15 protein-coding genes are annotated in these 18,328 nt (G+C 76.0%); 2 read left to right on the forward strand and 13 right to left on the reverse strand.

Annotation, left to right across the window (positions count from 1 at the left end):
- Window positions 1-120: 120 nt before the first annotated feature.
- The 4 genes from CLV72_RS17750 to CLV72_RS17765 all read right to left on the reverse strand — a co-directional run bounded on the left by CLV72_RS17750 (window position 121) and on the right by CLV72_RS17765 (window position 6,096).
- Window positions 121-846 carry an isochorismatase family protein gene (locus CLV72_RS17750; RefSeq protein ID WP_106247505.1) on the reverse strand — a complete coding sequence of 242 codons (726 nt, stop codon included), beginning with the start codon at window positions 844-846 and terminating at the stop codon, window positions 121-123.
- Window positions 847-938: 92 nt separating this feature from the next.
- Complete coding sequence (locus CLV72_RS17755) at window positions 939-2,129, reverse strand: isochorismate synthase (protein ID WP_245930281.1); 1,191 nt, start codon at window positions 2,127-2,129, stop codon at window positions 939-941.
- 111 nt (window positions 2,130-2,240) lie between these two features.
- Window positions 2,241-3,026, reverse strand: a complete 786-nt coding sequence (locus CLV72_RS17760) for a 2,3-dihydro-2,3-dihydroxybenzoate dehydrogenase (protein ID WP_106247510.1) — start codon at window positions 3,024-3,026, stop codon at window positions 2,241-2,243.
- 355 nt (window positions 3,027-3,381) lie between these two features.
- Window positions 3,382-6,096: a helix-turn-helix transcriptional regulator gene (locus CLV72_RS17765; RefSeq protein ID WP_245930314.1), complete on the reverse strand. Its 2,715-nt coding sequence runs from the start codon at window positions 6,094-6,096 to the stop codon at window positions 3,382-3,384.
- 151 nt (window positions 6,097-6,247) lie between these two features.
- Here CLV72_RS17765 and CLV72_RS17770 point away from each other — a divergent pair, with 151 nt between their 5' ends.
- Window positions 6,248-7,045, forward strand: a complete 798-nt coding sequence (locus CLV72_RS17770; RefSeq protein ID WP_245930282.1) for a DUF2306 domain-containing protein — start codon at window positions 6,248-6,250, stop codon at window positions 7,043-7,045.
- A 72-nt stretch (window positions 7,046-7,117) separates the two neighbouring features.
- Here CLV72_RS17770 and CLV72_RS17775 read toward each other — a convergent pair whose 3' ends face one another.
- Entirely contained in the window at window positions 7,118-8,230 is a 1,113-nt protein-coding gene (locus CLV72_RS17775) for a cytochrome P450 family protein (RefSeq protein ID WP_106247516.1), read from the reverse strand.
- Window positions 8,227-9,786 carry a cytochrome P450 family protein gene (locus tag CLV72_RS17780; RefSeq protein ID WP_106247519.1) on the reverse strand — a complete coding sequence of 520 codons (1,560 nt, stop codon included), beginning with the start codon at window positions 9,784-9,786 and terminating at the stop codon, window positions 8,227-8,229. The genes CLV72_RS17775 and CLV72_RS17780 overlap by 4 nt, the downstream gene beginning before the upstream one ends.
- 334 nt (window positions 9,787-10,120) lie before the next feature.
- Here CLV72_RS17780 and CLV72_RS17785 point away from each other — a divergent pair, with 334 nt between their 5' ends.
- Entirely contained in the window at window positions 10,121-10,924 is an 804-nt protein-coding gene (locus tag CLV72_RS17785; RefSeq protein ID WP_106248406.1) for a PhzF family phenazine biosynthesis protein, read from the forward strand.
- A 35-nt stretch (window positions 10,925-10,959) separates the two neighbouring features.
- Here the strand turns inward: CLV72_RS17785 and CLV72_RS17790 are convergent, their stop codons facing one another.
- The 7 genes from CLV72_RS17790 to CLV72_RS17820 all read right to left on the reverse strand — a co-directional run bounded on the left by CLV72_RS17790 (window position 10,960) and on the right by CLV72_RS17820 (window position 18,303).
- Window positions 10,960-12,012 (reverse strand): aKG-HExxH-type peptide beta-hydroxylase, encoded by a 1,053-nt coding sequence (locus tag CLV72_RS17790; RefSeq protein WP_106247521.1) that lies wholly within the window; start codon window positions 12,010-12,012, stop codon window positions 10,960-10,962.
- Complete coding sequence (locus CLV72_RS17795) at window positions 12,009-12,197, reverse strand: hypothetical protein (RefSeq protein ID WP_106247523.1); 189 nt, start codon at window positions 12,195-12,197, stop codon at window positions 12,009-12,011. Before CLV72_RS17795 ends, CLV72_RS17790 begins: the two co-directional genes overlap by 4 nt.
- A 530-nt stretch (window positions 12,198-12,727) precedes the next feature.
- Window positions 12,728-13,369, reverse strand: coding sequence for a GTP cyclohydrolase I (gene folE / locus CLV72_RS17800; protein WP_245930283.1), 642 nt, complete (start codon window positions 13,367-13,369; stop codon window positions 12,728-12,730).
- Window positions 13,366-13,902: a 6-pyruvoyl trahydropterin synthase family protein gene (locus CLV72_RS17805; protein WP_106247525.1), complete on the reverse strand. Its 537-nt coding sequence runs from the start codon at window positions 13,900-13,902 to the stop codon at window positions 13,366-13,368. The genes folE and CLV72_RS17805 overlap by 4 nt, the downstream gene beginning before the upstream one ends.
- Window positions 13,903-14,113: 211 nt before the next feature.
- Window positions 14,114-16,666, reverse strand: a complete 2,553-nt coding sequence (locus CLV72_RS17810; RefSeq protein WP_106247527.1) for an ABC transporter permease — start codon at window positions 16,664-16,666, stop codon at window positions 14,114-14,116.
- A 2-nt stretch (window positions 16,667-16,668) separates the two neighbouring features.
- Window positions 16,669-17,457, reverse strand: coding sequence for an ABC transporter ATP-binding protein (locus CLV72_RS17815; protein WP_106248408.1), 789 nt, complete (start codon window positions 17,455-17,457; stop codon window positions 16,669-16,671).
- 216 nt (window positions 17,458-17,673) lie between these two features.
- On the reverse strand, window positions 17,674-18,303 hold the full coding sequence (locus CLV72_RS17820; protein ID WP_106247530.1) for a DJ-1/PfpI family protein: 630 nt from the start codon (window positions 18,301-18,303) through the stop codon (window positions 17,674-17,676).
- Window positions 18,304-18,328 lie beyond the last annotated feature (25 nt).

The following is an 18,328-nucleotide window of genomic DNA, read 5'->3' on the forward strand; positions in this document are numbered from 1 at the left end:
TGGCCTGCGCGGGGCCCGGCTAAACACGGCTCCGTCCCCGCGCGGGCGGGCGCGGGGGCGGAGCCGTCAGGCGGCGGGGCGGTCAGGCGGGGACGGAGCGTCGGACGGGCGGGACGCGGATCAGGCCGGCGCCGCCCGCATCGCTCCCGGCGTGCCCACCGCCCCGGGCGGCGCCGGGACGGGCGGTGGCACCGCGCCCGAGGCCAGCGCGCCGAGCACACCGGCCGTCGGCAGCACCTTGGCGCAGCGCCCGGCGGCGTAGCGCAGCGCCGAGCGGTGGTCCTCGGCGGTGAAGTCGGCGGTGGCGTCGGCGACCAGGAAGGGCTGGATGTCGCGCATGAAGGCGTCGGCCGCCGTGAGCAGGCAGCCGATGTGGGTGTACACGCCGGTGACGATCAGCTGGTCGCGGCCGCGGGACCGCAGCAGCTGCTCAAGGCCGGTGCCGACGAAGGCGCTGTAGCGGCGCTTGATGATCACCACATCGGTCCCCGCGGGCGCCAGCTCGGGGGTGATGGCGGTGTGCTCGTCCACCTCGCGCATCCCGGCGCCCCAGAAGTCGCGTTCGAGCCCGCGCTGCTCGGGCGGCATCCCGCCCGGCTTCGCGGTGTAGAGCACCGGCACGCCCGCCGCGCGGCAGGCGGCGCGCAGCGCGGCGATATTGGCCAGCGCTGTGGCCAGCGGCTCGGCCGCCGGCGGGTACGGGCGCAGGAAGTACCGCTGCATGTCGTGGATGAGCAGGGCGGCGCGGCCGGGTTCGGGCCGCCAACCGGAGGGGCCGGTCGTCGGTTCGGTGAAGGCGGGGACGGCGTACGGGGCGATCGAGGGCAGGGCGGACGTGCGGAGCATGGGGCTTCCTGTCTGCTCGGAGCGGTCGGGAACGGCCGGCGGCGCGACGGGTGCGCGCCGCCGGTGCTGGCGGGCCCGGGGGCGGGAGGGGGTTACAGCGGCTGGTCGACGCCGAGCGCCGCCTGGAGCGTGCGCATCTTCGCCGAGGTCTCGGCCAGTTCGGCGTCGGGATCGGACTCGGGGACGATGCCGCCGCCCGCGAACAGGTCCAGGCTCGCCCCGGACACCTCCGCGCAGCGGATGGACACCACCCACGCGCCGTCCCCCGCCGCGTCGACGTGGCCGACCGCTCCGGTGTAGAAGCGCCGGTCGAAGGGCTCGATGGCGCCGATCGCGGTCCTGGCCGGGCCCACCGGCCAGCCGCACACGGCCGGGGTGGGGTGCAGGGCGCGGGCCAGGTCGAGCGCCGAGACGCCCGGGTCGGCCAGCTCCCCACGCACCAGGGTGCCCAGGTGCCACATGGCGGCGGTGCGCACCAGGTGCGGCTCGGCCGGCACGTCCAGCCGGGCGCAGTAGGGGCGCAGCGTCTCGGCGACCGCGTCCACCACCAGCGCGTGCTCGTAGCGGTCCTTGGCCGAGGCCAGCAGCGCGGCGGAGTTGCGCCGGTCCTCGGCGGCGTCGCGGCCGCGCGGCGCCGAGCCGGCCAGCGGGTACGACACCGCCTCGCGGCCGCGCCTGGACACCAGCAGCTCCGGGCTGGCGCCCACCAGTGTCCGCGGCCGCCCGTCGCGCTCCGGCAGGCCCACCGCGAAGGTGTGGCCGGAGGGGTCGCGCCCGGCCAGGACGCGCAGCAGCGCGGGCAGGTCCACCGGGCCCGGCCCGGTGAGCCGGACCGAGCGGGCCAGCACCACCTTGCGCAGGCCCGTCGCCGGATCGGGTTCGGCATCGGCCATCAGCTTCAGCGCCCGCTCCACGCCGCGGACGTAGGCCGCGGTGTCGGGCACCGGCTCGATCCGCCAGCCGCCCGGCGGGGCGGCCGGGCGGGCCGCCGGGCCCGCGGCGGCGACCGGTCCGGGTCCGCGCCGCACCGTCTCGGGGACGACGAGGTGCGCCGGGCGGTCGGGGTCGAAGGGCAGCGCCCCGACGGCGAGGGCGGGGGCACCGCCGTCGGCGGTCGTGGCGCGCAGGGCGCCGGGCAGGTCCTCGGCACGGTCCAGGACGGTGAGGGCGCCTCTGGTGTGCAGGGTGCCGGCGGCGGTGGCGAGGAGGGCGTCGCCGGGGCGGTAGGCGTCGAGAAGCTCGACAGCCGTCCGCGCGGCGGCTGCGACACGCTGATATGACACCGATCGGCCTTTCTGGTGCTGCGTTGCCATGGCGCCGCCCGTGGTCGGGCGGCCGGAACAGATGGACGGTCCTTGCCTGGGTACTGCCGGGCGGAGGCGCCGGCGCCGGGGTCAGCGCATGGTGGCGCCCCCGTCCACGTACAGGTCGTGCATGGTGATGTGCCGGGCGGCGTCGGAGGCGAGGAAGACGACGGCGGCGGCGACATCGCCGGGACCGGCGAGCCGCCCGAGCGGGATCCCGGTGCGGAACCGCCGGGGGTCGCCGGCCACCGCGGCGGCGGCACCGCCGCCGGAGGTGGCCCACATGGCGCGCTGCATCGGGGTGTCGGTGGAACCGGGCGAGACGACGTTGCAGCGGATGCCGTACCCGGCGAGCTCCAGACCGAGGGACTTGGTGAACAGCACCGCCGCCGCCTTGGAGGCGCTGTAGGCGGCCATGCCGGCGCGCGGGATGCCGGCGGCGTTGGAGGCGACCGTGATGATCGAGCCGCTGCGCCGGCCCACCATCCGCCGCGCCACCGCGCGGCTCACGTGGAAGACCCCGGTCGCGTTGACGCCGAAGACGGCGGCCCAGTCGTCGTCGGAGCAGTCCACCACCGGCCCGGTGCGTAACACTCCGGCGACGTTGACGGCCAGCCGGACCGGGCCCAGCTCGTCCTCGATCCGGTCGACGGCCGCGTCGACCGCGGCCCGGTCGGTCACGTCGGCGGGGAAGGCGCGGGCGTCGCGGCCCGAGGCGCGCAGCTGGGCGACGGTCGAGGCCAGCCCTCGGTGGTCCCGGTCGAGCGCCGCCACCGCGGCGCCCTCGGCCGCCAGCGCCAGGGCGACGGCACGGCCGATGCCCTGGGCGGCGCCGGTGACCAGGGCGATCCTGCCACTGAGCCCGCTTTCGTCCATATGTCCCCCTTCGCGGTCGTCACGCACCGCTTCGGGAGGGACCTGTCCGCGGGCATGCTGAAATGACGGGATATCGGTTCAGTTTTTTTGGGCGCGCCGGCGACGTTATTTACTGGTAGTCTCAGCAGTAGGTTGAAAATGTTCACCAACTGCTTGAGCACCAGCAACTTCTCTGCGGTTACCCACCCGTTTAATTCCCGACGTATTCCCGGAGGAAACGCACATATCCCCGGAATACTATCGGGGCGGAAGATGCGGGTGAGGCGGAATTGAACTTCCCGAGCGAATTGCATTCATTGTTTCCCCTGCGTCGCCCGCGCCCACCGAATCGACGGCCGGACCCGCCCCGGGCGCGTCAGTCCAGATCAAGCTCGCGCAGCTGCGAGCGGGTGCCGATGCCGAGCTTCGGAAACATCCGGTACAGGTGCGAGCCGACCGTCCTCGGGCTCAGGTAGAGCCGTTCGGCGATCTCGCGATTGCTGTATCCGGCGGCGGCCAGCCGGGCCACCGCCCGCTCCTGCGGGCTGAGCCGCGCGGCCGGGTCGAGCCGGTGCGCCGTGCCGCCCGCCGCCGCCAGTTCGAGCCGGGCCCGGCGGGCCCAGGGCTCGGCGCCGAGCCGGTCGAGGACCGTGAAGGCGCTGCGCAGCGGCTCGCGCGCCTCGGCGGGGCGCCGGGCGCGGCGCAGCCACTCCCCGTAGCGCAGCGCCGCCCGCGCCGCGGCGAACGGGCGCTGCTGGGCATCGGCCCCGGCCACGGCGGCCCGGTGGAACTCCTCCGCGCTGCCGTCGTCGGCCGCCAGCGCGCGGCACTGGTCGAGCAGGGCGCGCTGCAGCGGCCCCGTGCCCGCCTCGACCCAGGCGGCGTAGTCGTCCACCACCTCGCGGGCGGTGTCGGCGCGCCCGGTGCGCATGGCCGCCTCGACCAGGTCGGGCACCATCCCGGTGGGGACGTGCGCCAGGCCGAGCGGGGCGCCGCCGAAGTGCGGACCGGTCAGCGCGGCGAAGGCCGCCTCCGGGTCGCCCTCGCCGAGCGCGAGCAGGCCCAGGGACGAGGCGGCGACCGCGGCGGCGAGCCGGTGCCGCATCGGCACGGCCAGCGCCAGGGCGTCGTCGGCGCACGCCCTGCACTGCGCTGCCGCGCCGCGCACGGCGGCGTACCTGGCCAGCAGGGCCAGCAGTGACGCGGTCCAGCCCCGCTGGCCGGTCTCCCGGGAGAAGTGCAGCCCCTCCTCGGCGTGCCTGAGCCCCTCGGGCCAGCGGCCGAGCCGGAACTCGATGTCGGCCTGGTAGTACAGCAGCTCGGTGAGGGAGGCCCGCGCCCCGGTGGCGCGCAGCACCTGCCCGGCCGCCTCGGCCAGCCGCGCCGCCAGCCGCTGGTCCGGGCCGAGCCAGCCGATGATCGCCGCCCACATCCACGGGCGCCCGCCGGTCTCGGTCTGGCTGGCTGCCAGCGCCGCGGGCAGCTCCCACAGCTCGGCGCCGCTCACCCGCCCTTCGAGCGCTCCCGCCATGCCCAGGCCGGCCGTGCGGGTGGCCGGCGAGCAGTCGAGTCCGGCGATGCGGCGCACCGCCCAGTCGGTGCGCCGCAGGTCGCCGGATTGGAAGGCCGCGCCCGCCGCCAGCATGAAGGTCCACGCCGCCTCTTCGGGGTCGTCGTCGGCCATCAGCTCGCCGCAGCGGATCAGGGAGGCGGCCGCGACCGCAGGATCGCCGCTGTACATCTCGACCGTGCCGGTGAGCTGCGCCAGCGTCACGGCCGGGACCGGCTCGGCCATCACCTCCCCGACCAGGGTCCTGGCCAGGTCGGGCTGGCCGGATTCCAGCGCGACGAAGGCGGCCGCCACGGTGCGGCGCCGCCGCCCCTCGGCGGTGGTGCTCAGCGCGGCGGCCCGCCGCAGCACCGAGGCGGCGGCCGCCTCCCCGCCCCGGCGCCTGGCCGTCTCCGCGCCGCGCTCCAGCTCCTCGGCCAGCGCCTCGTCCGGGGCGGTGGCGGCGAGCGCCCGGTGCCAGGCGGCGCGGTCGCCCGCTCCGTCCGCGGCCAGCTGCCCGGCCACCGCCAGGTGCGCGGCCCTGCGCCGGTCGGCGGGCGCGTCGGCGTAGACGGCGGAGCGCACCAGCGGGTGCCGGAAGCGCAGCTCCGGGCCTGCCAGCTCCACCAGCCCGGACCGCTCGGCCGGTTCCAGGGCGCCGGGCGGCAGCCCGAGCCGCGCGGCCGCGCCGGTCACGGTGGCGGTGCGGCCGGTCTCCTCGGCCGCCGCCACCAGCAGCAGCTCGCGGCTGTCGGGCGGCAGGGCGCGGGCCCGCCGGGCGAAGGCGGTGCGCACCCGGTCGCCGACCGGCAGGGTGCCGGTGAGCGGCAGTTCGGCGAGGCCGCCGGAGCCGCCGAGCCCGGCCAGCTCGATCAGGGCGAGCGGGTTGCCGCCGCTCGCGGCCAGCACGGCCTCGCGCAGCGGCGGCGCCGCGGTCCAGCCCGCCTCGGCGAGGAGCCGCGCCGCGTCCGCGGCGTCCAGCCCCTCCAGGCGGCGGGCGGGCAGGTCGGAGGTGTCCACGGCCGCCGCGGCCGGCTCGCGCACGGCCAGCAGCACCGCGACGGGCTCGGTGGGCAGCCGCCGGGCCGCGAAGAGCAGCGCGGCGGCCGACGCCCGGTCCAGCCACTGGAGGTCGTCGACCAGCACCAGCAGCGGCCGCTCGGCGGCGGCCGCGCCGAGCAGGCCGAGCACCGCGGCGGCCACCAGGAAGTCCGAGGCGGTGCCGGGGCCGAGCCCCAGCGCGCCGCGCAGCGCCTCGGCCTGCACAGCGGGCAGCTCGCCGAGGTGGCCGAGCACCGGGCGCAGCAGCTGGAGCAGGCCGCTGAAGGCGTACTCGACCTCCGACTCCACTCCGGCGCACGACAGCACCCGCATCGGCGCGCCGTCGCGGCCCGGCTCGGCGGCGAGTCCGGCCGCGTGGCGCAGCAGCGCGCTCTTGCCGATGCCGGCCTCGCCGCGCAGCACCAGCACACCGCCGGCGCCCTCGCACGCGGCGGCCAGCAGCTCGCCCACGGCCCGCGTCTCGGCGGCGCGCCCGAACATCACAGGCCCGACATTACGGCGCACGCCGCCGCGGATGCAGTCGGTTCTACCTAAGCGCGGCACCGCGGCCGCGCCGGAGACTGGCGGCGCGGGAAGCACGGGGCCTCCCGCTGCGACGGCGTCGCGAGTACGGAACAGACGGGGGAGCACCGTGACCACGACCATCGGAGGACCCGAGCCCGGGTCCGCGGCACCGCCGGACGCGGGGGCGCCGGCGGAGCGGCCGGGCGGCGGCCGCGCGGACCGCGCCAGGCGGCAGGCGCGCAGGCAGCTGGTGTGGCTGGTCCCGCTGGCCATGGTCTGCGTCGCGTTCCTGGCGTTCACGCTGCCGCCGTACGCCACCTTCGACCCCGAGCAGGCGCGTTTCCCGATCCGGGAGGACTTCCCGCCGCACTATCCGCTCATGGTCGCCCACATCATGGCGGGCGCCGTCATGCTGCTGATCACCTGCGCGCAGGTCTCGCCGTGGGTGCGGCGGCACCACCCGGCGGTGCACCGCTGGAGCGGGCGGGTCTACGTGTTCGCCGGGGTGCCGTTGATGGGCCTGCCCGGCCTGGTCATCGCGCCGCTCAGCCACACCGGCTTCAGCACGCAGGTCAGCAACACGCTGTGGGCGCTGCTCTGGCTGGGCACCACCGTCGCCGGCTACCGGATGGCGCGGGCGCGCCGCTACGCCGACCACCGCGAGTGGATGCTGCGCAGCTTCGCGCTGCTGTGGGCGATCGTGCTGAACCGGCCGTGGGCCTTCGTCTGCGTCATGGTGCTGATGCCGCAGCTGGAGACCACCTTCGGCGGCCAGGAGGCGCTGATGATCCAGCAGGCCGCCTCCGCCAGCTCCTGGCTGAGCTGGGTGACCGTCCTGATCGTGGTCGAGCTGTGGATCCAGCGGAGCCGCGGCCGGCGCGGCCCGGCCCGTCGCGCGGCCGCCAACGCGACCGCCGCCGGGTAGCCGGCGGACGCGCGGCGGCGGCCGGCCCCTTCCCCGTGCGGGGCGGGGGCCGGCCGCCGTCGGAGGTGCGCGTCAGCCCGCCGGGGCGGTCTCCGCGGCGGGCTCGGCGCCCGCGCGTGGGGTGTAGGTGACGGTCAGCCGCTGCGGGTTGCTGGTGATGATGGACGGGGTGGGCACGATCGGCTCACCGCTGAGCGCGATGTCGGGGAAGCGCTCGAACAGCGCGGGCAGCGCCGTGTTCAGCTCCAGCCGCGCCAGCGGGGCGCCCAGGCACATGTGCGGGCCGTGGCCGAAGGCCATGTGCCGGGACTGGGTGCGGGTGATGTCGAAGACGTCGGCGCGCTCGCCGTGCTGCGCGGGGTCGTGGTTGGCGGCGGCGAAGGCGAGCAGCACCGGCTCCCCGGCCGGGATGGTGTGCCCGGCCAGCTCCACCGGCTCCGTCGGCCAGCGGAAGCCGAAGTACGGCACGGAGGTGTCGTACCGCAGCACCTCCTCGGTGACGGCCTCCCAGGCGACCTCGCCGGAGACGGCCAGCGCCAGCTGGTCGGGATGGTCCAGCAGGGCGCGGACGCCGTTGAGGATGGCGCCCATCGTCGTCTCGAAGCCGGCGGAGACGAACAGCGCCACGGTGTCGGTCAGCTCGGCCTGGCTGAGGCGGTCGCCGTGGTCGCTCGCCTCGATCAGCGCGGTGGTGAGGTCGTCGCCCGGCTGGGCGCGCTTGGCGGTGACCAGGTCGGAGAAGGCCTGCATGGTGCGCTCGCGCAGCGTGTCGACGTCCTCGGGCTGCGCCGAGAACGCCTGGTGGACGAGGTGCTGCACACCGGGCTGGGCCGCCTCGGGCACACCGAGCAGGTCGCAGATCACCCGGATGGTGAGCGCGAAGGCGTAGTGCTCCTTGAGGTCGGCCCGGCCGCCCAGGGCGTCGAGGCCGTCGAGCAGTTCGGCGGTGACCTGCTGGACCCGGGGGCGCAGCCGCTCGACCCGGCGCGGGGTGAACGCCTGGGAGACGAGGCCGCGCAGCCTGCGGTGGTCCAGGCCGTCCTTGTACAGCATGTTCTCGTAGTAGTCGACGAAGCCGCGGACCGGGTGGTCGGCGGGCAGCTCCTCCAGCCCGGGCCAGTTGTGCGCGTCGTGGGAGAAGCGGGGGTCGGTCAGGATCCGGCGCAGCTCCGCGTCGCGGGTCACCGCCGTGACAACCAGCGACCCAGGGAGCTCAACCGGGACCACAGGCCCGGCCTCGCGGAGCCGGGCTGCTTGGGCGTGGATGCTGCGGGCGGTGGGGTCGATGACGATCGGCTCCATGGAGCTCCGTTCGGTGCAGGGGACAGGGACGTGGGAAGCAGGGCCTGGGACGGGTCGAGTTCGGACGCGGTCGGGCGGCGGAAGGACCCGGTGGAGGTGGGCGGGGGCGTGTCGTCGGGGACGGCGGCGCGGGGCTCGGGCTCGCCGAGGCGGCTCATCGGGGTGAACTCGACCGGCAGCGCGGTGAACCCGGCCAGCCACGGCGAGGTCTGGCGCGGCAGTTCGTCGTCGGGGACGGCCAGCCGCAGGTCGTGCACCCGCTCCACCAGCCGGGAGACGGCGGTGGTGGCCATGTGCCTGGCGATGTCGACGGCCGGGCACTTGTGCGGGCCGACGCCGAACAGCAGGTGCGCCCGGCTGACCTCGGTGGCGGTGTAGGGGCTGCCGCCCTCGCCGTCGAAGAGGACGGGGTCGGAGTGGGCCGGGGTGAAGCCGATCAGGATGGCGTCGCCCCTCCTGACCTGGCGGCCGCCGAGCAGGACGTCACCGGTGGCGTACCGCGACAGCAGCACGTTCAGCGGCGGGCTCACCCACAGGCTGCGGTCGAGGGTGTCGGCGACCAGGGTGGCCGAGGAGGCGAGCGCGTGCCGGAACTCGGCCCGGGTGAGCAGCATGTGCACGGTGTTGGCGATGACGTTCTTGGAGGACTCGTGGCCCGCGGCGATCAGCAGCATCAGCTGGTCGCGCACCTCTTCGTCGGTCAGCCCGGCGGGATGGGCGCACATCCACGACGGGAAGTCGGGGCCCGGGTTCACCCGCTTGAGCCGGGCGAGCGCGAGCAGGCGTTCGAACAGCCACCGCTGCGCGGGGACCGACTTCTCGTTCATCTGCCACAGGTCGTTCATCGCCTCGCAGAGCTCGACGGTATCGGCGTCGTCCAGTCCGAACATGCGCGCCAGCGAGACCAACGGTACCCATTGCGCGTATTCGGTGACCAGGTCCGCGCTTCCCTGTTCGATGAATTCGTCGATCAGGCGGTCGGCGACCGAACGCACATCTCGCGCCAGCTGATCAGAACGGAATCGGGCGATGGCCTCCACGATCGGCGCCCGGAAACGCTCGTGTTCCGCACCGTCGACGAAGAATGCGTTCGACTGCCATTGTGCGAAGGGGTAGAGCGGCGAGTCCGGCTTCAGCCGTCCGGAGCTGAGAACCGGCCACAGCCGCGAGTCCTTGGTGTAGTTCACCGGATCGGACAGGGCTCGGAGATTCTCCTGGTAGCCCAGCAGCAGCCAGGCGGTGATGGGCTCCTGGCCCGGCTCGGCGGCGGGTTCGAGCTCCACCCGCACCACATTGCCGAACTCATCGCGCAGCCGCTGCCACAGCTCCGGGGTGGCGAACTGGAAGAAGGGGTCGTGCAGCGGCAGCGGCTCCTTGAAGGGCACCGGGCGGACCGCCTCGCCGCCGTGCGGGAACGGGCATGCGGCGTTATCGCTCATCGGACGCTCCGCCCTTTCCGCCGGTCGGGCGGGCCGCATTCCCGGCGGCAGGGAAAATGATCTTGTGCATGCGAAGCCCTCGTCAGATCGGCATGTCGGCGCGCGAATTCACGGCACAAGTGAACCAGAGTGACGGAAGTTCTCCACGGCCTCTCCGGACATCTCGGCACTCGGCCGGACAACGGCCACCGCCTGGTGCGCGACGACCTGCCCGAGGTGCGCAGCGGACCGCGGCGCGGCCGGATCCGGCCAATCCGTACCGGTGGACGCGGGCCCGGCCGGGCCGCGGCGGCCGGTGGCGGCCGGTGCGGAGCCCGTGGCTAGGCTGGCCGCCATGCCGCGCTTCCGTGTGATCGACGCCTTCACCGACCGCCCCTTCCAGGGCAACCCCGCCGCCGTGCTCGTCCTGGCCGAGCCCTGCGACGACGGCTGGGCGCAGCGGGTCGCCGCGGAGTTCAACCTCTCCGAGACCGCCTTCGCGGTGCCGCTGGACGGCGATCCCGGCGCCGACTACAGCCTGCGCTGGTTCACCCCGGCCGCCGAGGTCGACCTGTGCGGCCACGCCACCCTCGCCACCGCGCACGCCCTGGCCGAGGACGGCGTGCCGGGCCCGGTGCGCTTCCGCACCCGCAGCGGCGTGCTGACCGTCGCGGCCGAGGACGGGCGGCTGTGGCTGGACTTCCCGGCCAACCCGCCCAGGCCGGTCGAGGAGCCCGCGCTGGCCGCGGCGCTGGGCGGCGCCCCCGTCTGGACCGGCCACAGCGCCGTCGGCGACTTCCTGGTCGAGTACCGCACCGAGGCGGAAGTGCGCGCCCTCGCCCCCGACATGGCGCGGCTCGCGGCGCTGCCGGACCGGGGCGTGATCGTCACCGCCGCCGCCGACCCCGGCCGCCCCTACGCCTACGTGTGCCGCGTCTTCGCACCCAATGTCGGCATCCCCGAGGATCCCGTCACCGGGAGCGCCCAGACGGCGCTCGCCCCGTACTGGGCGCCGCGCCTGGGCGCCGACGCCTTCGCCGCCCACCAGTGCTCACGGCGCGGCGGCCACCTTGCCCTGCGCCTGCCGGCCGACTCCCCCGGCCGCGTCCTGATCGGCGGTACCGCGGTCACCGTCACCGAGGGCACCCTGCACGCCTGACGGAACCGGCGGCCAGGGTCGGCGGCGGCGCCGCCTTACCGGGCCTGCGCGTCGCAGCGGCCGGAGGCCCGGGGGCCGGGCGGCCCCGGCGCTTCGGCCAGCCACGGGGCGATCCGGGCGCGGGCCGTCTCGGCGACGAGGCGGCCCGCGGGGGTGAGGGCGTCGCCGGACAGGGCGGCGGACAGGGCGGCCGCCGCCGAGGCGCGGTGCCGGGCGAAGGCGTCGGCGGCGGCCGCGCGCTGGTCGGGCGGGCCGTACAGGCGCTCGATGCGCCAGAAGCCGGCGACGGCGGCGTCGGCGTAGCCGTGGCGCAGCGCGTCGGCGGCGGGCGCGGGCGGGGCGCCGGGCGACACGAGCGCGGTGACGTCCTCGGCGGCGCCGAGCAGGACGTGCTGGACGGCGCGGACCAGGGCGAGGGCGGCCGCGGCCGGGCGGTCGGGGTCGGGGGGCGAGAGCGCGACGGCGCCGAAGGCCCAGCTCGACGTGGCGGTCGGCTCCGGGCCGTGCGCGGGGGCGGCGACGGGGACCAGCACGATCGGCAGCCCGGCCAGGGTGCGGGCGGCGTCGCGGTGGCGGGCGGCCAGCAGCCGCCAGGCCGCGGCCAGCGGCCGCTCCCAGCGGGAGGGCTCGCCGTCGTCGGGGCGGTGGTGGGCGCCGAGGTGGCGGCGCAGCGGCTCGCCGGGGTCCAGGGCGGGCTCCCAGCGCAGCCCTGCGGCGGCGAGCCGCAGGACGGTGCCGTGCTCGCGGCCTCGGCCGAGGTCGTGCAGGTGGGAGAGGTCGACGCGGTCGCCGCCGGCGCGCAGGGCGGCGATGGTGTCGGCGGCCCAGGCGCCGGTGCGGGCCGAGGCGAGCAGTTGGGCCAGCCGGACCGGCTCGCGCTCCTGGGCGTCGGCGACGGCGCGCCAGGCGGCGGCCGCCTCCGGGTCGGCCGCGCCGCGGCGCAGCAGTTCGAGCATTGCCAGCTGCCTGCTGAGCGCGCCGGTGCGCAGCACACGCAGCGTGCGGCGCGCGGGGACGCCCCGGCCGAGGGCGAGGAGGTCGTTGCGGACCAGGGTGACCGGCCGGGCCGGGCCGGGGAGGCCGTTCATCGGCACGCCGGCTCCCGGTCGGCCGCCCAGCGCCGGTTTGCGGTGCCGCCGTCGGGGTCGAGCAGCCGGACCAGCGAGCCGAGCAGGGTCTCGTCGGGCAGTTCGGCGAGCTCGCGCAGCGAGTGGCGCGAGAGGTCGGGCAGATCGGGGTGGACGCTCGTCGTCTCGGTGCGGGCAGCGGCCATATGCGGTCCTTCCTGCGCGGACGCGGGTGGTGGGCACGGGCGGGGCGCGGCCGCCGGATACGCGAACGCGCCGCGGCCCGGTCCACGGCGGCGGCCGGTTCCGCGATGGCCGGACGGGCCCGCGGCGCACCTCGGAATGGCCATAGCGGACCCTCCAAAAAATGTGCGGCGTGCCAGCCGAATTTCACGGACGGCGATCGGTTCGTTCAACGGCGCGCCAGGGGGTCAATACGTCCTTATTATACGCCATGGCACTTTATGCCGGGTGTCCGGAGCCGGACATCGCAGACACCCCGGACGCACACCGCGAAACAGCTTCCCACCTGCGGATCCACTGAGCGGACCACGACGACCCCGGTCCATTAGCGGCGGAATCCAAAATGGTATGCGGCACACGTTTAGCGCACGATCCGCACGGAACAGGAAAACGCCCGCCGAGGCGTGCGCCGGCCGGACTCTCTTGATCGCCTGGAGAATGGCCGTACTTTATTCGCCAACCGCCTTTCCCCCGCCCGGACGGCGGACGGGGGTCAGCGCGCCGGGGGCCTCGGGGCGAGCGCCAGCACCTGTGCGCGCAGCGCGGCGTCGGTGCCGAACTCCCCCGCCAGGTGCGTGGTGACCATCGCCGCACCGTGCGCCTGCGCGCCGCGCAGCGTCATGCAGGCGTGCTCGGCCCGGATCAGGCAGGCGGCGCCCCGGGTGTCCAGCTCCGCGGTGAGCGCCGCCACGACCTGCTCGCCCAGCCGCTCCTGCACCTGCGGCCTGGCCGCGTACTCCTGGAGCAGCCGCGCCAGCTTGGACAGGCCCACGATCCGCGCCCCCGGCGCGGGCAGGTAGGCGACGGCGGCGCGGCCGGGGAAGGGCAGCAGGTGGTGTTCGCAGACCGCCACGAAGGGCACGTCGACGGCGGCGATGACGCCCTGGCAGGCCGACTCCGGCGGGAAGCGCACCCGCAGGTGCCGGCCGGGGTCCAGCCGCGTCCCCCGGGTCAGCTCGGCCAGCGCCCGCACGAAGCGCCGCGGCGTGTCCCGGGTCGACTCGGTGTCGCAGGCGATCCCCAGCAGGGAGAGCATCGCCTCGGCGTGCGCGACCGCCTCGGCCGGCGGCTCGGCACCGCCGCCCGGCGCCAGGGCCCGCACCGCCGCGGGCGCGGCCTCGTGCGCGAGGGTCACGCGCCCGCCTCGCGCCACTCCGCCGCGTTGACGTGCGTCTCGGTGATGTGCACCCGGGTCACCCGGGCGCCGGGCGCCCGGTCGAGGCGGGCGACCAGGCCGGTGGAGACGCGGGCCAGCAGCTCGGCCACCGCCTCGACGGTGGGGTACGGCAGGTCGGCGGCGGGCCGCTCGTGCGGGAGGGGGTCGGCGGCGCCGAAGCGGAACACCCTGCTGCCGCAGTCGGGCAGCAGCTTGGCCAGCGGGTCGGCCGCGCCGAGCATGGCGCCGTGGTCGAGGTGGCGGTCGATCCACTCGCGCAGTTCGGCCTTGAAGGCGCTGAAGCGCACCACCGTGCCGTCCAGCAGGCCGGGCGCGGTGACCGTCACCTCCGCCCACCAGGAATGGCCGTGCAGGTTGACGCACTTGCCCGCCAGGTGCGGCAGCCGGTGCGCGGTCTCGAAGTTGTGCCGCACCGTCACCGCGAAGGCCGTGCGCACGGCGGCGGCCGGCCGCCGCACGGCGCCGGCGCCGCCGGTCGACAGGGTGTCCATCAGGCGATCCCCAGCTGCTCGTGGTGGACGCGGCGGGGACCCGTCCCGCCGCTCGGGGAGCGCGCTGTGACCAGTGCGCCGCAACGAGGATCCCCCGTTCACCGGCGACAGAAACACACAGTCACCGTTAGGCCACCATTTGTCACCAAAGGTCGCTCGGCCCGGGCGGCCCCCGCATGACGACGGGGACCGCCCGGGCCGCGACCGGTGCTCACTCTCCGGCGAGCGCCGCCACCACCGAGTCGCGGGCCGCCCGCCGGGCCGGCAGCACCGAGGCGAGCACCCCGGCCAGCGCCGCCACCGCCAGGAAGACGCCGATCTGCCCGGCGGGCACCGTCGTCAGCACCTCGCCGCTCATGGTCGAGGTGAAGGCGGTCACCACGGCGGCCCAGCCGAAGACGACCCCCAGCACCACGCCGATCAGCGCGCCGATCACCGAGATCAGCACCGCCTCGACCAGCAGCATCCGGCGCAGCTGCCCCCGGGTGAGGCCGAGCGCCCGCAGCATGGCCGACTCGCGGGTGCGCTCCACCACCGACAGGGTCAGCGTGTTGGCGATACCGAACAGCGCGATCACCACCGCCAGCCCGACCAGCCCCGCCATCACCAGCAGCAGCTGGTCGAGCGCGGCCGTCATCTCCTGCCGCATCACGTCGACGGTCTGCACCTGGATGGCGGGCAGCTCGGCCAGGGCGCCGCTCACCGCCGCCTCGGCGGCGGAGCTGTCCTCGCGGTCGGCCGACGACACCAGCAGCCTCTCGGCGGGGTGGTCGGCGCCGAAGTACCGGTCGAAGTCGGTGCCGGCCAGCACCACGCCGGGCACCGGCAGGTCCATCGGCTCCAGCACGGCCACCACGGTCAGCTCGCCCGTGCCGCCGCCGCCGTCCAGGGCGACGGTGTCGCCCACGGACAGCCCTTCGGCGGCCGCGACGTCCTCGGCCACGGCCACCGTGCCGGGGCCCAGGCCGGCCGGATCGCCGGCGACCGCCCCGGTGGCGATATCGGCCAGCTCCGCCCCGTCGAGCGCCGCGACCCGCTGCTCGGTGCCGTCCAGCCGCGCCTCGGCGCTGCGCACCTCGACCACCGAGCGCACCGCAGGATCGGCGCGCAGCCCGGCCGCCACCTCGCGCGGGATGGCCCCCTCGGCCGACATCTGCGGCTGGGCCAGCACGTCGACGGGGTACCGGTCCTCCAGCGCCTGGTCGTAGCTGGCGCGCAGCGAAGCGGTCACCACCGCGAACAGGGTGATCAGGGTGACGCCCACGGTCAGCGCCACCGTCGTGGTCGCGGCCCGGCGCGGGTTGCGGCGGGTGTTGGCCACCGCCAGCCGGGTCGGCACGCCCAGCAGCCGGGCGGGCGCCCAGCCGAGCAGCCGGACCAGTCCGGCCACCAGGTTCGGACCGATGGCCAGCACGCCGAGGAAGGACACGATCCCGCCCGCCGCCACCAGCAGCATGCCCGGCTCCAGCGTCCCGCCGGTGCCCAGCACGATCCCGTACCAGGTGAGGGCGGTGCCGCCCGCCGCGAACAGCGCCGCCAGGCCGATCCGGACCGCCCCGGCCCGGCGGCCCTCGTCGGTCTCCGGCTGCGAGCGCAGCGCCGCCACCGGCGCGATCGTGGTGGCCCGGCGCGCGGGCAGCAGCGCGGCGACCACTGTGACGACGGTGCCCGCGACCAGCCCGACCAGCACGGTGTGCCAGCCGATCACCGGCGCGATCGGGGTGTCGCCCTGGACGGCCGACAGGGCGGCGTAGCCGCCCGCACCCAGCCCGATCCCGGCCGCCACGCCCACGGCCGAGGCGAGCAGGCCGACCACCGCCGCCTCCAGCAGCACCGCGCCGAAGACCTGGGCGCGTTCCGCGCCGACGCAGCGCAGCAGCGCCAGCTCGCGGGTGCGCTGCGCGACCAGGATGGTGAAGGTGTTGTAGATGACCAGCCCGGCCACGAAGAGCGCGACCAGCGCGAACAGCAGCAGCCCGATGGCGAGCACCTGGTTGTCGCCGCCGCTCGCCTCCACCAGCGCCGCGGCGCGCTCGGCCCCGGTGACCACCTCGTAGCCGCCGCCCAGCGCGGCCGCGACGGCGTCGCGCAGCTCGGCCGGGTCGCCGCCGGCGCCCAGCACGTGGATCTCGGCGAAGTCGCCGCCGCCCGCCATCCGCTCGGCGGTCGCGGGCGCGAAGCCGACGCCGCCGCCGATGGCGGCCATGGCGTTGGCGCCGAGGTCGATCAGGCCGGTGACGGTGAAGCCGTGCCGCTCCTGGTCGGCGTCCAGCACCTCGACCCGGTCGCCGACGGCGAAGCCGGTGTCCTCGGCGGTGCCGGTGTCCAGGGCGACCTCGTCGTCCGCGGTGGGCACCGTGCCCTCCACGACCGGGTAGCGCAGCAGCTCCGGGTCGGCGGGCAGCGAGACCCCGTAGGTCGGCATGAAGCCGATGGCGCGCCCGTCGGCGTCGAGCAGCGGCGTCTGGGCGACGATCTCCCCGGCGGCGGCCGCCACCCCGGGCACCGCGCCGACCTCGGCCAGCACATCGGCGGGGATGGCCGGGTCCTCGGTCCGCTCGGCGCCCTCCTCGCTCTCCCCGGGCAGCACGATCACGTCGAAGCGGTCGGCGGAGCCGGCCAGCTGCCGGCTGACGGAGGCGCCCATCATGTCGGTCAGCACGAAGGTGCCGGACACGAACGCGACGCCGAGGGTGATGGCCAGGCCGGTCAGCAGCAGGCGCAGCCGGTGCGCGCGCAGCCCGGCCAGTGTGGTGCGCAGCATCGTCAGGACTCCAGCCGCTTCAGCCGGTCCAGCACGGACTCCGCCGTCGGGCCGCTCAGCTCGTCCACGAAGGCGCCGTCGCGCAGGAACACCACCCGGTCGGCGTAGGAGGCGGCCACCGGATCGTGCGTCACCATCACGATGGTCTGGCCGAGCGTGCGCACCGACTCGCGCAGGAAGCCGAGCACCTCGGCGCCCGACCGCGAGTCCAGGTTGCCGGTCGGCTCGTCGGCGAAGACCACCTCGGGCCGGGCGACCAGCGCCCGGGCCACCGCCACCCGCTGCTGCTGGCCGCCGGACAGCTGCGCGGGCCGGTGGCTCAGCCGGTCGGCGAGACCGACGGTCGCCACGACCCCCTCGAAGCGGGCGCGGTCCACCCGGCGCCCGGCGATGTCCAGCGGCAGCAGGATGTTCTGCTCGGCGGTGAGGGTCGGCAGCAGGTTGAAGGACTGGAACACGAAGCCGACGCGGTCGCGGCGCAGCCGGGTCAGCCGCTTGTCGCTCAGCCCGGTCAGTTCGGTGCCGCCCAGCAGCACCGAGCCGGAGGTCACGGTGTCCAGGCCGGCCAGGCAGTGCATCAGCGTGCTCTTGCCCGAGCCGGACGGGCCCATGATGGCGGTGAAGGCGCCGGCGGCGAAGTCGACGTCCACCCCGTCCAGGGCCCGGACGGCGGCTTCGCCGCTGCCGTAGGTCTTGACCAGGCGGCGGGCCGACACGGCGGGCGCCGCGCTCGGCCCGGGGTCGGGCGCCGGCCGGACGGGGGCAGGGTCCGGTCCGGTGCGGGTCGGCAGGTCCACCACGGTTCTCCCAGGGTCTCGGTGCGTGGGCGCGGCGGGCCGGTCGGCCCGGATCTGCGCCGGTACCCGGAAACGCTAGGGAGCGGGGCGGCCGGGGGCGTCGCCCTGCGAGCCGGTCCTCGGCGCGGCGATGGGCGGAGGCGGCGGGAGCCCGCCTCCGCCTGTGGTCGCAGTCCGGTACCGACTAAGGGCGGCCCGCCGGCGGTGCGGTCAGGAGCGCGCGGTCAGCCGGCCCAGCTCCGCCAGCACCTCCGGGTCGACGCCCTCCAGGCTGCCGGAGTCGTACGGCGGTTCCGGCGCGTACTCCACCAGCAGCTGGACGGCGCGGGCGGTGCGCTCGCCCCACAGCCGCGCCGCCAGGGTGAGCCCCATGTCCAGCCCGGCCGACACCCCGGCCGCCGTGATGACGTCCCCGTCGATCACCACCCGCTCGGTGCTGACCCGCGCGCCGAGCCCTTCGAGCAGGCCGCGGGCCGCCCAGTGCGTGGTGGCCGGGCGGCCGGCCAGGATCCCCGCCTTGGCCAGCAGCGTCGAGCCGGTGCACACCGAGGTGGTCCAGGTCGCCGAGGGGTACGCGGCGGCCAGCCAGTCCACCAGCTCCTTCTCGTCGTCCAGCACCCGCTCGTACTCCCCGGAGCCGGGCACCACGATCACGTCCGGCCTGGGCAGCTCGCCGAAGGCGGCGGTGGCGGTGACCTCCAGGCCGGTGTCCGTGCGCACCGGTCCGGCGGCGGCCGCGAGGTAGTGCGCGGTGACCTCGGGGTGGTGGGCCAGCATCTCGTGCGGCCCGGCGAAGTCCAGGGTGGTCATTCCGCGGTAGAGCGCGAAGGCGATGTCCATGCCGGTGGTCCTCTCGTGCGTCGGA

It is taken from the genome of Allonocardiopsis opalescens (assembly GCF_003002095.1).
Taxonomy (GTDB): Bacteria; Actinomycetota; Actinomycetes; order Streptosporangiales; family Streptosporangiaceae; genus Allonocardiopsis; species Allonocardiopsis opalescens.

Bases quoted from the DNA above. Each gene is read 5' to 3' on its own strand.
- CLV72_RS17750 (WP_106247505.1), bottom strand. From the start codon at position 846: ATGCTCCGCACGTCCGCCCTGCCCTCGATCGCCCCGTACGCCGTCCCC.
- CLV72_RS17760 (WP_106247510.1), bottom strand. From the start codon at position 3,026: ATGGACGAAAGCGGGCTCAGTGGCAGGATCGCCCTGGTCACCGGCGCC.
- CLV72_RS17765 (WP_245930314.1), bottom strand. From the start codon at position 6,096: ATGTTCGGGCGCGCCGCCGAGACGCGGGCCGTGGGCGAGCTGCTGGCC.
- CLV72_RS17780 (WP_106247519.1), bottom strand. From the start codon at position 9,786: ATGAGCGATAACGCCGCATGCCCGTTCCCGCACGGCGGCGAGGCGGTC.
- CLV72_RS17785 (WP_106248406.1), top strand. From the start codon at position 10,121: ATGCCGCGCTTCCGTGTGATCGACGCCTTCACCGACCGCCCCTTCCAG.
- CLV72_RS17790 (WP_106247521.1), bottom strand. From the start codon at position 12,012: ATGAACGGCCTCCCCGGCCCGGCCCGGCCGGTCACCCTGGTCCGCAAC.
- CLV72_RS17795 (WP_106247523.1), bottom strand. From the start codon at position 12,197: ATGGCCGCTGCCCGCACCGAGACGACGAGCGTCCACCCCGATCTGCCC.
- CLV72_RS17805 (WP_106247525.1), bottom strand. From the start codon at position 13,902: ATGGACACCCTGTCGACCGGCGGCGCCGGCGCCGTGCGGCGGCCGGCC.
- CLV72_RS17810 (WP_106247527.1), bottom strand. From the start codon at position 16,666: ATGCTGCGCACCACACTGGCCGGGCTGCGCGCGCACCGGCTGCGCCTG.
- CLV72_RS17820 (WP_106247530.1), bottom strand. From the start codon at position 18,303: ATGGACATCGCCTTCGCGCTCTACCGCGGAATGACCACCCTGGACTTC.